A 13,793-nucleotide genomic window follows, 5' to 3' on the forward strand; every position below is an offset into this window, starting at 1 on the left:
TTTATAAGCTTAAACTAAGCCAATGTGGTTAACCCACTCAGGTAATCTTGTAACTGCTGATAGTGATCATGGGACATGGGGGTTAGGGGAAGGGAAGTGGGAGGAAAGGCTTTAATTTCTAGCACTTCTAGGTGATCTTGAATGTTCATTTCTCCTTCTACTTCTGCTTCCACTACAACACAAATTGAATGAATTCTAGGATCTCGCTCCCAAGAAGAATAAACTCCCACTAAGCGTCGAATTCTTACTAGTTCCAGTCCCGTCTCTTCCCTCAACTCTCGACGCACTACGCTGGGAATATCTTCTCCCCAATCTACCATACCACCAGGTAACGCCCAACATCCATCATCACTCCGACGAATCAAGACGATTCTGCCATCGGATAAAGTCGCAATAATACTCGTTCCCGGAATGGGGTGACGAAAAATAATGCCTAATATAGTTTTTACAACACGCCACAACTTAGGCGGGGAATAAATCAACGACTTAAAAAAGTTCACTGTTTACTGATTCTTCAAGGTTTGTCTGGTACTTGTTGACAATTATGCCAATGTTTTAGGAATTGTCATAAAAATTTGGATAAAATCAATTACAGTCATCTTAATATGGTTTCCGAATATGGTTAGAATTCTTTATTTGGCTTGACATCCCCCATTCACATAGGATATACTAGAGCACTGTTTAAAGATTTTTCCACACTAAGTACCAAGGTGTATCAATTACATGGGTAGCTGGATATGACCTAAGTGTGGTTGCTCTTGTTGTTTATTCATGAGGTGAATATGGCCAAGCGCCGTAACCCCAAAAAAGAAAAGGCGCTACGGAACCAGGCTTATGCCAGAAAGTTTCGTAAACGGACTACTACAGGAAAAATGCAAAGAAGGTTCCAACAAAGACCATCTAAGGGTGAAGATGATGAAACAGTAGCAGCAGCAATGGATGCAGCTGATTAAATTATCTGTTTGATTTAACTCTCCTGTGCATAAATTCGGACTTGACTCAATAAGGCGAATGGAATTGGAATGTTGCCAGTCCATTCGCTTTGTTCTCAACCAGTTGTTTTTAAGGATAAAACCCTAGCTTGGGTAGTCCCACAGTCTCGTCCCATCCCATCATGATGTTCATACATTGAATTGCCTGTCCTGCTTGACCTTTAATTAAGTTGTCAATGGCTGATGTCACAATTACACGACTAGTTCTCCGATCCACTTCTATACCTATATAACATGTGTTGCTGCCACAGGCCCATTTAGTTTGCGGATAAACCCCACTATCACAGATTTTAACCCAAGTAGAATTACGGTAAAATGCAGTGTAAATAGTTCTTAAATCATCTCTGACTAGACCAGGATCTCTTAGGTTAGCGTAGACGGTGGCGAGAATTCCCCTAACCATGGGAATTAAATGGGGGGTAAATTGAACTGTCACCTCCTGTCTGGCTAAGTCACTACAAATTTGCTCAATTTCTGGGGTGTGACGATGACAAGCAATGTTGTATGCAGCTAGAGAATTATCTGCTTCTGCTAACAAGAGATTAATTTTGCCCTGTCTACCACCACCGGAGGTTCCTGATTTAGCATCAATAATTGCTGTTTCTGGCACAACTAAACCCTGTTTCAATAGGGGAGCTAATGCTAATAAACTCGCCGTGGGATAACAACCAGGACAACCCACTAAACTTGATTCGGCAATTTTGTCTCTATATAGTTCCGGTAGTCCATACACCGCTTTCTGTGCTGTCAGGCGATCGCTCCTTTGTATACCATACCAAGTTGTATAAGTTGTCAAATCAGTGAAACGATAATCAGCACTTAGGTCTAGTATTTTACAACCTTTTTCTAGAAGTTTTGGTGCAATGTCACAAGCCAAACCATTAGGTAGGGAAAGAAATACCACTTCACAGCGACTAGCAATCACTTCTGTGTCTACCGCTTCAATGTTTAGATTGAGTATGCTTCCTACATGAGGGTATAAATCAGAAAATGTTTTACCAGCACTGCTTTCACCACCTAGGTATACCAGTTCTATCTGTGGATGATCCATCAGTAGTCTAACCAGTTGCACTCCCCCGTAACCTGAGGCGCCAACAATTCCAACTGGTATGCGCCTAAAATTATTCATTTTGTAAAATCCTCATCCAGTTTCGGTAATATCAGTAATGTCATATAATACTACCTAATAATATTACGGTTGAGTCTTCTCAACACCCAAACTAAAATTATTGCCAACTACCTCACCACAAATAGTCTACAATTAGAAATTGGAAGGTCTTACAAAATTCACTTTGGTAGCTAGAAATTTGCCGTGTCTGAGTCCAATAATCACCAAACCTTTAAATTTGACCCTATTAATGCCGCTTTAGCAGATCTCAAGTCTGGTCGCGCCATTGTAGTAGTAGATGATGAAAACCGGGAAAATGAAGGCGATTTAATCTGTGCTGCTCAATTCGCTACCCCGGATATGATTAATTTTATGGCGGTAGAAGCAAGAGGGTTGATTTGCCTAGCCATGACAGGCGATCGCCTGGATGAATTAGATTTACCATTAATGGTTAGCAATATCACAGATACTAACCAAACTGCCTTTACCGTAAGTATTGATGCTGGTCCCCATTTGGGAGTGACCACGGGTATTTCCGCAGAAGATAGGGCACGTACAATTCAAGTGGCCCTCAATCCAGCCACCAAACCCCTGGATTTGCGCCGCCCAGGTCATATTTTCCCCATTCGAGCCAAAGCAGGAGGTGTGTTAAAACGGGCAGGTCATACAGAAGCTGCTGTAGACTTAGCAAGATTGGCCGGATTATATCCCGCTGGTGTGATTTGTGAAATTCAAAATCCTGACGGGTCTATGGCTAGATTACAACAGTTGATGGAATATGCCACCCTACATCACCTGAAAATTATTAGCATTGCAGATCTAATTAGTTACCGACTACAAAATGATCGCCTCATCTATAGGGAAATAGTGACTAAACTACCCAGTCAGTTTGGGCAATTTGATATTTATGGTTATCGTCACACTTTGGATAATACAGATCATGTTGCTATTGTCAAGGGAGACCCCGCAGAATTTGGGGAGCGCCCAATTATGGTACGCATGCACTCGGAGTGTTTGACTGGGGATGCTCTGGGTTCCCTACGATGTGATTGTAGGATGCAATTACAAGCAGCATTAAAAATGATTGAAAATGCTGGTCAGGGGGTGGTTGTTTATTTGCGTCAAGAGGGAAGAGGTATAGGTTTAATTAATAAACTGAAAGCCTATTCCTTGCAGGATATGGGACTGGATACGGTGGAAGCTAACGAAAGATTAGGATTTCCAGCGGATTTGCGTGATTATGGTATGGGAGCGCAAATTTTAATGGATTTGGGAATTAAGAAAATTCGTCTGATTACTAATAACCCCCGTAAAATTGCTGGAGTTAAAGGTTATGGGTTGGAAGTGGTTGACCGCGTTCCTTTGCTCATAGAATCCAATGATTTTAATTCCTATTATTTAGCCACTAAAGCTAAGAAGTTAGGACACATGTTGTTACAAACTTATCTGGCCACTGTCGCATTGCACTGGGGAGATGAACCAGAATCCATCGCCCAACGCTATGAAAGGTTGGAAAAATTACGATACCTGGCTAAAAGTAATCATCTTCTTTTACAGGAGGAAGCTAGACCTTTAGGAATTGCTTTGTTTGATCAAGTATCACTGATTGTACATTTGGGATTTGATCAACCAAACGTGGCTGATGTAAATTGGTATCAACAAAAAGGTCATCCCTATCTACAAGCCCTGGGTCAGATTTTGGATCAGCTCATTGCGCTACCATACATCCATAAGTTGGAATTTCTAGTCTCATCTGGTAGTGACCCTTTGAGTAATTTACAGGTAAAGTTAGATCGCCAGCTTATTAGTTCTGATGTTAAACCCTCATCCCTTCAAGACTGTCTCCAAACACAACAGATTTATTGTTTTGGTAACTGCACCTGAAGCGCCCAGCTTATTGTTCCATCTGCTTGACAAGATGAGCAATTTCAGGCAATATCAACGCCTCCATCCCTAAACGCACTGCATTACTAGATCCTGGTAAGGAAAAAACTAGTTTGTTTCTGTATGTACCAGCTACAGCACGAGAAGCGATCGCCCGGGAACCAATTTCTTGATAACTTAACCAACGAAATAGCTCACCAAACCCCGGTAAGGTCTTTTCTAACAAACTGGCGATCGCATCGTAGGTGGTATCCCTAGGAGCAACACCCGTACCACCATTGCAAATCACAACATTAATCTCTGTTTTATTACTGAGGTAATTGAGATGGGATTGAATTGTTGCAGGATCATCGGGGATGATCACATAATCAGCAACAACATGGTTAGCAGTCAATAATAGTTGTTGAATTAGTTGACCACTGCGATCTGTTTGGATGTTACGGGTATCACTAACAGTAATCACTGCGCAGTTGGCAATAATTGCTGTCATGTCATGGTGTGGTTGTATTTCCATGATTCCAGGTATGAAGTAGTTACTCAGATTTACTCAAACCCAAACCATTTTCTTCAGCGTAGCGATTCATAAAACGCATAAAGCGATCCCACTCTTGAGAGGTTTTGATTAAATACACCGCTTCCACAGCTTCTGGTTTACCATTAACAAATTTCCCTCTTACCTCGCGGGTAACAATTTCGCCCTCCTCGTCAATCATATACATTCCAGTGATTCCGTCAGTATTGCCTTCTTGGAGGATATCGGGGTTGACAAAGGTGAAAGTTGCTGTACCTTGGTCACCACTGCGGGATCTGGTCAACCTTACATCTGGAACTACTTTCTCATCAGTACCTTTAGAAAACTGGATGCTTGCCATAATTAATCATTTTAAGTTTTGTGACCCATCTTTAATATTTTCCCATCATGGGGACATTTTATCCACAACCGCTTTTAGCCCCCCTTGAAACCTTTACCCTTATTTACGGAGGGGAGACAAAGACAGTGTTCTATTTGTTGTAGTAACTCCCGTTCATCCAAATTTTGACCTATTAAAACCAACTGATTTTTCTTTTCCCCATGCCATTGATCATCATCAATGGTGAAGCGCTTACCACAGAGGTGAAAAATATGACGGTTGGGACTCTCCTCAAACCACATAATACCCTTGGCGCGAAATACATTGGTTGGCAATTGGTTATCCAAAAAATATTGAAATTTACGAATGGCAAAAGGTTTATCACTCTGGAAAGAAATGGAAACAAACCCGTCATTTTCTAGATGGTGAGAATGGTGGTGATGTTCGTGTTCATGATGGTCATGGTCACAACTAGAATGATCATGATGCTCATGTTTATCAGTTGACGTATCAAAATACTTATCAGACTCAAATAAGCCCACACTGAGAATTAGGGCCAGGGGAACCTGAGAATTTTTAGTTCTAATAATTCTGGTACCTTCCTTAACATCATGAATCTTCCTTTCCAAGACTGTTAAAGTTGCTTCGTCAACCAAATCTACTTTGTTCAGCAAAATTACATCGCCATAAACGATTTGACTGTGGGCAGCTTGAGAATTAAATAGATCTAAACTATAGTTTGCAGCGTCAACCACAGTTATAATAGAGTCTAGTCTAGTTAGGTCTCTTAGTTCTGAGCCTAAAAAGGTCATAGCCACAGGCAAAGGATCTGCTAAACCGGTAGTTTCCACCACCAAATAATCTATTTTTTCTTCTCGTTCTAAGACCTGGTAAACAGCATCAACTAAGTCATTGTTAATAGTACAACAAATACAGCCATTGCTCAATTCTACCATGTTATCGTCAGTAGTAACGATCAACTCATTATCAATGCCAATCTCACCAAATTCATTCACGAGAACAGCAGTTTTTACACCTTGTTGATTAGTCAAAATGTGATTAAGTAGGGTAGTCTTACCACTTCCCAGAAATCCGGTAATAATCGTCACTGGTAAACCCTGTTTAGAAACAGGCATTTTGGGAGATTCAATAGCAACTGCTGAAGTCATAATAATCAATTTGAGAATGAGGGTTTAGGTAGATTCGTACTTATAGCCAATTATAGCCAGTTATATGCAGCTTACCTACAAACCATTTTAGAGACTAGGAAGAGTTTTGGCAAATTGACAGAAATCAGGAAAAATTGCCATTTACCCAACCAACTTAACCCCTGGTGGGCTATAATTGCCAATCATCAGATTGTCCCAATTCTCGATTATGACCCTATCTATTTACAATACTCTCACCCGTCGTCAAGAGGAATTTAAACCCGTCGAGCCTGGTCAGGTTAGGATGTATTATTGTGGTGTGACAGTATATGACTATTGTCACTTGGGTCATGCTAGAGCTTGTATAGTATGGGATGTGGTAAGGCGTTACTTAGAATTTATTGGTTATAGGGTACGTTATATCCAAAACTTTACAGATATTGACGACAAAATCCTCAACCGTGCTAGAAAAGAAAACTCCACCATGGAAACAGTAGCAGAGCGCTATATTCAAGCCTATTTTGAGGATATGGGGCGCTTAGGGGTAAGGGAAGCAGATGAATATCCCCGGGCGACACACACCATGAATGGCATCAAAAGGTTGATTCAAGACTTAGAAGTAAGAGGTTATGCCTATCCTGCTGATGGAGACGTTTATTATGCTGTGAGAAAGTTTAATGAGTATGGTAAACTTTCAGGAAGGAAATTAGCAGATTTACAAGCGGGTGCGAGTGAGAGAGTTAATATAGAAGATCCAGAATATCAAAAAAAGAAAGATCCCTTTGATTTTGCCCTGTGGAAAGCCGCAAAACCGTGTGAACCAGCATGGGAGTCGCCCTGGGGTAAAGGTCGTCCAGGATGGCACATAGAATGTTCAGCCATGGTGAGAGATAGGTTAGGAGATACGATAGATATTCATGCGGGTGGTGCGGATTTAATATTTCCCCATCATGAAAACGAAATTGCCCAATCAGAAGCAGTCACAGGGAAACCACTGGCCAATTATTGGTTACATAATGGTATGGTAAAAGTAGATGGGGAGAAAATGTCCAAGTCCCTAGGGAATTTTACCACCATTAGGGATTTATTAGATCGGGGGGTTGACCCCATGGCATTAAGATTATTCGTCCTCATGGCCCAATATCGCAAACCCCTAGATTTTACCGAGGAGGCCATTTTAGCAGCAACTAATGGTTGGCATACCCTGAAAGAGGGTTTATTATTTGGTTATCATCATGGTGGAAAATTAGATTGGGATTTGCAATCAGCCAAAGATAACACTAATATAGACCAAGTGGAGATTGAGAAATTCACCACAACAGTGGATGATGATTTTAACTTTCCTGGTGGGTTAGCAGTTATTTTTGAAATAGCCAAAGAACTGAGGAAAGAAGGGAATATTATTGTTCATGAAGGAAAAACACAAACCCCCTGTGCAAAACTATTGACAAAATGGCAAACACTAGTGACTTTGACCAGTGTTTTAGGTTTAATAGCTAAACCAGAGGAGCAAAAAACCATAGATGAAAGTTTAAGTGACAAAGTAATTGAGAACCTAGTACAGAAAAGACAGGAAGCAAGAAAAGCCAAAGACTTTGCTGAATCTGACCGCATCAGGGAGGAACTAAAAGCAAAGGGTATCACCCTGATAGACAGCAAAGAGGGGACTCGTTGGCAAAGGGAACAGGATTTTTAACGCATTAATCAACTAAACCGATATTAGTAACATGTGGAAAGAATTAACACAAGCTATTGATCAGTTTGATACCACCGTTGATTGGATGGGAATTCGTGCTGTTAAAGAAGTTGCTAGAGACTACTATGTGAGAGATGGTCTACCTAGAAGCAACGGTAAATCCTTAACAAGGGGAGCAATGATAGAAGTGATGGTTAATGGTAGCATCGGTTATGCAGCTACTAATTGCCTAACCTCATTGTCACTCAAGCACGCGGCTCAAATAGCTTACCAACAGGCAGTTGCAGCTAGTAAATTTCGGATATATCCACTGGAAAAAAACACCCGTCCAGCAATGGTTGGTGAATATAATACACCCCTGGATCAACCGTTAAATTTTCTGAGTCCAGGGGAAATAAATGATTTACTCATCCGTATTTGTCATGGACTAAAAATTAGTGATCAAATAGTCCAAACCAGTGGCCACATTAATGCAAGTGAAAAAGAGACCTGGTTTGTTAGTAGCAATGGCTCGGAAATTTACCAAAAAATCACTTCTGTAGGCAATCATTTTGGGGTAATAGCCCAGGATGGTCGGGTGGTGCAACAGCGAAGTAATCATGGAATGCACGCCAATTGTTATCAAGGCGGATGGGAAGTATTAAAACAAGATAAATTATGGGATAAGGTTCAACAAGTTGCTGAACAAGCTATAGAATTATTAAATGCTCCAGAATGTCCCAATACAGAGACAAATTTGGTCTTAGCACCAGATCAAATGATGCTACAAATTCATGAAAGTGTGGGACATCCTTTAGAAATAGACCGCATTTTAGGTGATGAACGGAACTACGCGGGTGGTAGTTTTGTGAACCCAGAGGATTTTGGCAAATTACAATATGGATCACCTTTAATGAATATTACCTTTGATCCCACTGTTGAAGGAGAATCGGCCAGTTATCAATTTGATGATACTGGTGCAAAAGCTACAAAACAATATCTAATTCAAGATGGTATTTTGCAAAGGGGTTTGGGCAGTTTAGAAAGTCAAGCTCGTTCTGGTTTACCAGGAGTAGCTTGTGCTCGCGCTTGCTCTTGGAATCGTCCACCAATTGATAGAATGGCTAACCTTAATTTAGAGCCAGGGGATACTAGTTTTGGGGAAATGATTGAGGGTATAGAACATGGTGTTTATATGGAGTCCAATCGCTCTTGGTCCATAGATGATCTTCGCCATAAGTTCCAATTTGGGTGTGAATATGCCAAACTAATTGAAAATGGTCAACTGACAAAAACTTTAAGAAATCCCAATTACAGAGCAACAACACCACAATTTTGGCATAGTTTAGTCCAGGTGGGTAATTTTGAGAATTGGCAAATGTATGGCACGCCATTTTGTGGGAAGGGAGAGCCAAATCAAGCTATATGGGTAGGTCATGGTTCACCCCCTTGTGTGTTTACAAATATAGAAGTTTTTGGTGGAGGGTAAGATGGAAGTAGATGGTTTCAAATTAGAAAAAAACTTTCATAATCTTAGGGAAATGCTGTTAAGCAAAAAATCAGATCAGGAAGATTTTACACTTAATCTTAGCAGTGAAAGGAGTCAGTTTACCCGGTTTAATCAGGGAAAACTTAGACAAACGGGAGTAGTGTATGATGGTTCTGTGCATTTAACTTTAATGGCTGATCATCGCAGTAGTTTTTGTCATTTTCCCTTCACTGGTAATTGGGAGATAGATCGGGAAGTTGCATGTCAAAATTTAGAAGAACTAAGGGAAGAAATCTCCATGTTACCAGTAGATCCCTACATAGTTTTACCCGGAGGAGAGGGAAGCATTAGGGAAATACATAGAGGTGAATTATTAGCACCAGAAAAAGTGCCCGATAGCATTTTAACATCCCTAGAAAATTTAGATTTTACTGGTATGTATGCTGGGGGTATCATTATAAGGGGATATGGAGATTCTAGAGGAAAAAGCCATTGGTTTGTTACCAATTCTTTTAATTTAGATTATTCTTTAATTATTGCACCGAAAAAAGCAGTCAAAGCCACCTTTGCTGGGAGAGAATGGAAACAATCAGCATACATTGATAAAATCGCGGATGGCAAAAAACAATTGTCTTTATTATCCCGTGAACCTAGGAAACTGCCCAGGGGTAAATATAGAACCTACTTTGCTCCTGGTGCGGTAGCTGAACTATTGGATATGTTATCTTGGGGTGCTATTAGTGAATCTTCTATACAGCAGGGTAATAGTGCTTTAGCACCATTGTCAAGAGGTGAAAAACAGCTTTCACCCAAGTTTAATTTAAAGGAGAACTTTAGCGCTGGTTTGACCCCCAGATTTAACAGTTTAGGAGAAATATCACCACAGGAATTAACCCTAATCGAAAATGGGGGTTTAGTCAATAGTTTGGTCAATTCCCGCACTGCTAAGGAATATAATAAAGTCAGCAATGCTGCAAACAGTTCAGAAACATTACGCTCCCCCGAAATCAAGATGGGCAATTTGGATTTTGGAGATATTCTGGCCAGTTTAGGAACTGGGTTATATGTTTCCAATTTACATTATTTAAACTGGAGCAACCGTCAAACTGGTAGAATCACCGGAATGACCCGATATGCTTGTTTTTGGGTAGAAGATGGAGAGATGGTCGCCCCCATAGAAAATCTACGTTTCGATGAAAGTTTGTATGACTTTTGGGGAGAAAAATTAGTTGATTTTACCAACTTTCAAGATCTAATCCCCGAAGTAGGTACATACACCAAACGTCAATTGGGTGGTAGTTTAGTACCCGGAATGTTGGTTGAGGACTTTAGTTATAGTTTCTAGAGCCAGATGTTTTTAAAAACCGATCTGGAAAATTTCCGGACTTCATCTAGTTTCAATTGTAAACGTAAAGGTGGTTAGTTAAACACCAAGATTGACGACACCTTTACTTAATATTGCACACGGCAAGATACTTTCATCCTCGGTTCTTGCTCATTTGCTACCGAAAATTTTATTTTCTGTGCCAATTTTGCGTTGAAGACAAAATAATTATCATCAATAATTGTATTTAACTCTCCATTCCCCTATCTACATTTTCAGCAAACCCTGTCTAGGAGTGATTGAATATGGCTAATCTCAACCCGTCCCATGGCAGTAAACAGCTTTTGGCAGGTTACTGTGGTATTATTTTCGGTGGATTTGGTATTCATAAATTTATCCTTGGTTATGCGCCCGAAGGTTTTATTATGTTGGTTATTTCTGTAGTTGGGGGTTCTCTCACCTTTGGATTGACATTGATTATTATGCAACTGATTGGTCTGATTGAAGGTATGATTTACCTGAATAAAAACCATGAGGATTTTGTTGATACTTATTTTATAGGTAAACAGCGCTGGTTTTAATACGCCCTAATCATCCCTATTTTCTATTGTTACCAATTATTTCAAATATGTGGATACTCAGACATCAAAACCTGGCTGCACTTATACTATTTATTGTGTCCGTCACTTATTTTACAGCTATGTCTACTTGGGAAACTAACTATTTTGTTAAAAGCATAATTTTGATGTTGCCTATACAAGTAGTATCTCTAATATACATGAACCATAAGCACTGAAATCATAAGGCCATCCTAGAAATAATTGTGCTTCCCTACTTACACTTAAATCTCCAGATTTTGTTTATCCTAGAGATGGCACTAGTTTTAGCCATATAGCTTGTTATGCAACTTGCACAAAAAAATGAATTGACAGAAGAAAGCGCTGCAACAACTAGAAAAGTCATACTCGATGTTAGCGGTATGAAGTGTGCTGGCTGTGTAAAAGCGGTAGAAACACAGTTAACCCAACACCCGGGGGTAAAAAGCGCCTGTGTGAATCTAGCTACAGAAATTGCTGTGGTAGAAATAGAAGATGCTGTTGAGGGGGATACGCTGGCACAGGTATTAACAGCGAAAGGGTTCCCCTCAGAAATGCGAAACTCTCAAGGGTTCAGCAGGGTTGGAAAGCAAGACCAAGAAATGAGATCTGCTTTTATGCAGTTAATAGTTGCTTCTGGACTGTTGCTGTTTTCAGGACTGGGACACTTTGGCAGTCATTTATTTCCTATTTTGAGTACCATTGGGTTAAATAACATTTGGTTTCATTGTGCATTGGCAACCCTTGCACTCCTGTTTCCTGGTCGTCCAATCATTATAGATGGTTGGTTGGGTTGGCGACGAGGATCCCCAAATATGAATACCTTAATCGCTTTAGGAACTTTAACTGCTTATATTACTAGTTTAGTTGCACTTTTATTTCCCCGGATGGGTTGGGACTGTTTCTTTGATGAACCAGTAATGATGTTGGGCTTTATCCTCTTGGGTAAAACCTTGGAGAAACAAGCTAAAGGGCGCGCTGCATCAGCATTTCATCAATTGTTAGCCCTAAGACCACAAATTGCTAGACTAATTGTCAACCCTGATGGCCAGAAATTAGCAGTTAGTCCCAACATTAATATTATTGAAATACCAGCTGACCAGGTACGAGTGGGAGAGTGGTTACAAGTACTACCAGGGGATAAAATTCCCGTCGATGGTCAGGTGCAGTTTGGACAAACCACCGTTGATGAATCAATGTTGACTGGGGAAGCTGTTCCTGTAATTAAACAACCAGGAGATTCTGTTGCAGCGGGAACTATTAATCAGTCAGGAACTGTCTCAATTGTAGCTAGGAAAATCGGTGAAGATACTGTCCTAGCTCAGATTGTTGCTCTGGTAGAAAGTGCCCAAACTCGTAAAGCTCCTGTGCAAAAATTGGCTGATACCATTGCTGGTTATTTTACTTATGCTGTTTTAACAGCTTCTTTTCTAACCTGGGCATTCTGGTATTTTATAGGAACTCGTGTTTGGCCAGAGGTGTATATTACTTCTGGAATGGTCATGGGTAATCATTCTATCCCCCTACTCAATGATCAAAATTCGGCACTGCTCATTAGTTTAAAACTGGCGATCGCAGTTTTAGTAGTAGCTTGTCCCTGTGCTTTAGGACTAGCCACACCCACAGCTATCTTGGTAGGGACTGGTGTGGGAGCAGAATCTGGGTTACTAATCAAGGGTGGGGATGTATTAGAAAAGGTTCACCATTTAAACACCATCGTATTTGACAAAACTGGTACTCTTACCACAGGTAATCCCATAGTTACAGACTGTCTACCACTAACAGATATAGACACTACCAATTTGATGCAATTAGCAGCAGCGGTGGAAAAAGGCACTTGTCATCCCCTAGCGAAAGCCATACAGCAGTCGGGAGAAAAGCTAAATTTACCCATCCCCCATGCCATGAATTTTTACACGGAACCAGGTATGGGAGTTTCCGCTATGGTAGAGGGGAAAAGTGTGCTGTTGGGTAACTGGGAATGGTTAAACAGTCATGGAATTACTATCAATACAACTACCCAAGAACAAGGACAAAAACTGGCAAAGGAAGGAAAAACAGTCATTGGTGTTGCTGTGGATGACATTTTGGCAGGTTTAATAGCTGTTAGTGATACCATTAGACCCGATGCCAAATTAACAGTAAACCACTTGCAAAGAATGGGTTTACATGTTATAGTCCTCAGCGGTGATAGGTTAGAAGCAGCAGTTGTGATTGCCCAACAGCTTGGTCTCGATAGTACCAATGTTATTGCTGGCGTTACTCCAGAGCAAAAAGCTGGACTAATTCGTTCTCTCCAGCAGGGTAGCTTAAATGTAGGTGATAATTCCTGTGTGGTAGCTATGGTGGGAGATGGTATCAACGATGCACCCGCTTTATCCCAAGCGGATGTGGGAATTGCCCTGAGTTCAGGAACAGACGTAGCTATGGAAAGTGCGGAAATTGTCCTTATGGGTGACAGCTTGAGTGATGTGGTAGCATCTATCCAACTTGCTCGTAAAACTTTCACTAAAATTCGTCAAAACCTATTTTGGGCCTTTGCCTATAACACCATTGCCATCCCCTTAGCTGCTGGGGTTCTCTTACCCAGCTTACATTTTGTCCTAACTCCCTCTAGTGCTGCTGCGATTATGGCTTTTAGTTCCGTTAGCGTGGTGACTAACTCTCTTTTGTTGAGAGGTGTGAAACCACAAAACCAGATGGTTCCCAGATAAGTCCTGTTTTCT

12 protein-coding genes are annotated in these 13,793 nt (G+C 40.7%); 7 read left to right on the forward strand and 5 right to left on the reverse strand.

What is annotated here, in order from left to right:
- Positions 1-14: 14 nt before the first annotated feature.
- Entirely contained in the window at positions 15-500 is a 486-nt protein-coding gene (locus tag ASL19_RS10965) for an NUDIX hydrolase (RefSeq protein ID WP_071985343.1), read from the reverse strand.
- Between the two features lie 282 nt (positions 501-782).
- Between ASL19_RS10965 and ASL19_RS18285 the strand changes: the two genes are divergently transcribed.
- Positions 783-953 carry a hypothetical protein gene (locus ASL19_RS18285; RefSeq protein WP_006276561.1) on the forward strand — a complete coding sequence of 57 codons (171 nt, stop codon included), beginning with the start codon at positions 783-785 and terminating at the stop codon, positions 951-953.
- A 109-nt stretch (positions 954-1,062) separates the two neighbouring features.
- Here the strand turns inward: ASL19_RS18285 and argC are convergent, their stop codons facing one another.
- Complete coding sequence (argC, locus tag ASL19_RS10970) at positions 1,063-2,121, reverse strand: N-acetyl-gamma-glutamyl-phosphate reductase (RefSeq protein ID WP_057178374.1); 1,059 nt, start codon at positions 2,119-2,121, stop codon at positions 1,063-1,065.
- Positions 2,122-2,304: 183 nt separating this feature from the next.
- Between argC and ribBA the strand changes: the two genes are divergently transcribed.
- Positions 2,305-3,984 (forward strand): bifunctional 3,4-dihydroxy-2-butanone-4-phosphate synthase/GTP cyclohydrolase II, encoded by a 1,680-nt coding sequence (gene ribBA / locus ASL19_RS10975; protein ID WP_057178375.1) that lies wholly within the window; start codon positions 2,305-2,307, stop codon positions 3,982-3,984.
- A gap of 10 nt (positions 3,985-3,994) precedes the next feature.
- On the opposite strand, the gene ASL19_RS10980 is transcribed toward ribBA, so the two are convergent.
- The 3 genes from ASL19_RS10980 to ASL19_RS10990 form a co-directional block, all read right to left on the reverse strand.
- Complete coding sequence (locus tag ASL19_RS10980; protein WP_057178376.1) at positions 3,995-4,498, reverse strand: molybdenum cofactor biosynthesis protein B; 504 nt, start codon at positions 4,496-4,498, stop codon at positions 3,995-3,997.
- A gap of 19 nt (positions 4,499-4,517) precedes the next feature.
- On the reverse strand, positions 4,518-4,856 hold the full coding sequence (gene psb28 / locus ASL19_RS10985; protein WP_006276565.1) for a photosystem II reaction center protein Psb28: 339 nt from the start codon (positions 4,854-4,856) through the stop codon (positions 4,518-4,520).
- A gap of 74 nt (positions 4,857-4,930) precedes the next feature.
- Positions 4,931-6,004, reverse strand: a complete 1,074-nt coding sequence (locus ASL19_RS10990; RefSeq protein ID WP_057178377.1) for a GTP-binding protein — start codon at positions 6,002-6,004, stop codon at positions 4,931-4,933.
- 208 nt (positions 6,005-6,212) lie between these two features.
- Between ASL19_RS10990 and cysS the strand changes: the two genes are divergently transcribed.
- From cysS to ASL19_RS11015, 5 genes are all read left to right on the forward strand, one after another.
- Positions 6,213-7,679 carry a cysteine--tRNA ligase gene (gene cysS, locus ASL19_RS10995; RefSeq protein WP_057178378.1) on the forward strand — a complete coding sequence of 489 codons (1,467 nt, stop codon included), beginning with the start codon at positions 6,213-6,215 and terminating at the stop codon, positions 7,677-7,679.
- A 31-nt stretch (positions 7,680-7,710) separates the two neighbouring features.
- The gene (locus tag ASL19_RS11000; protein ID WP_057178379.1) at positions 7,711-9,147 is read left to right on the forward strand and encodes a TldD/PmbA family protein; all 1,437 of its coding nucleotides are present in this window, start codon (positions 7,711-7,713) and stop codon (positions 9,145-9,147) included.
- A 1-nt stretch (position 9,148) separates the two neighbouring features.
- Positions 9,149-10,492, forward strand: a complete 1,344-nt coding sequence (locus tag ASL19_RS11005) for a TldD/PmbA family protein (protein WP_057178380.1) — start codon at positions 9,149-9,151, stop codon at positions 10,490-10,492.
- Positions 10,493-10,776: 284 nt separating this feature from the next.
- Positions 10,777-11,052 (forward strand): TM2 domain-containing protein, encoded by a 276-nt coding sequence (locus tag ASL19_RS11010; RefSeq protein WP_006276570.1) that lies wholly within the window; start codon positions 10,777-10,779, stop codon positions 11,050-11,052.
- 320 nt (positions 11,053-11,372) lie between these two features.
- Complete coding sequence (locus tag ASL19_RS11015) at positions 11,373-13,781, forward strand: cation-translocating P-type ATPase (RefSeq protein WP_057178381.1); 2,409 nt, start codon at positions 11,373-11,375, stop codon at positions 13,779-13,781.
- The last annotated feature ends 12 nt before the right edge of the window (positions 13,782-13,793 follow it).

This window comes from Cylindrospermopsis sp. CR12 (assembly GCF_001432185.1).
In the GTDB taxonomy this organism is placed as follows: Bacteria; Cyanobacteriota; Cyanobacteriia; order Cyanobacteriales; family Nostocaceae; genus Raphidiopsis; species Raphidiopsis raciborskii.

Excerpts from the sequence above, each read along its gene's own strand:
- cysS (WP_057178378.1), top strand. The coding sequence starts at position 6,213 with ATGACCCTATCTATTTACAATACTCTCACCCGTCGTCAAGAGGAATTT.
- ASL19_RS18285 (WP_006276561.1), top strand. The coding sequence starts at position 783 with ATGGCCAAGCGCCGTAACCCCAAAAAAGAAAAGGCGCTACGGAACCAG.
- ASL19_RS11010 (WP_006276570.1), top strand. The coding sequence starts at position 10,777 with ATGGCTAATCTCAACCCGTCCCATGGCAGTAAACAGCTTTTGGCAGGT.
- ASL19_RS10990 (WP_057178377.1), bottom strand. The coding sequence starts at position 6,004 with ATGACTTCAGCAGTTGCTATTGAATCTCCCAAAATGCCTGTTTCTAAA.
- ASL19_RS11000 (WP_057178379.1), top strand. The coding sequence starts at position 7,711 with ATGTGGAAAGAATTAACACAAGCTATTGATCAGTTTGATACCACCGTT.
- argC (WP_057178374.1), bottom strand. The coding sequence starts at position 2,121 with ATGAATAATTTTAGGCGCATACCAGTTGGAATTGTTGGCGCCTCAGGT.
- psb28 (WP_006276565.1), bottom strand. The coding sequence starts at position 4,856 with ATGGCAAGCATCCAGTTTTCTAAAGGTACTGATGAGAAAGTAGTTCCA.
- ASL19_RS11015 (WP_057178381.1), top strand. The coding sequence starts at position 11,373 with ATGCAACTTGCACAAAAAAATGAATTGACAGAAGAAAGCGCTGCAACA.
- ASL19_RS10980 (WP_057178376.1), bottom strand. The coding sequence starts at position 4,498 with ATGGAAATACAACCACACCATGACATGACAGCAATTATTGCCAACTGC.
- ASL19_RS11005 (WP_057178380.1), top strand. The coding sequence starts at position 9,149 with ATGGAAGTAGATGGTTTCAAATTAGAAAAAAACTTTCATAATCTTAGG.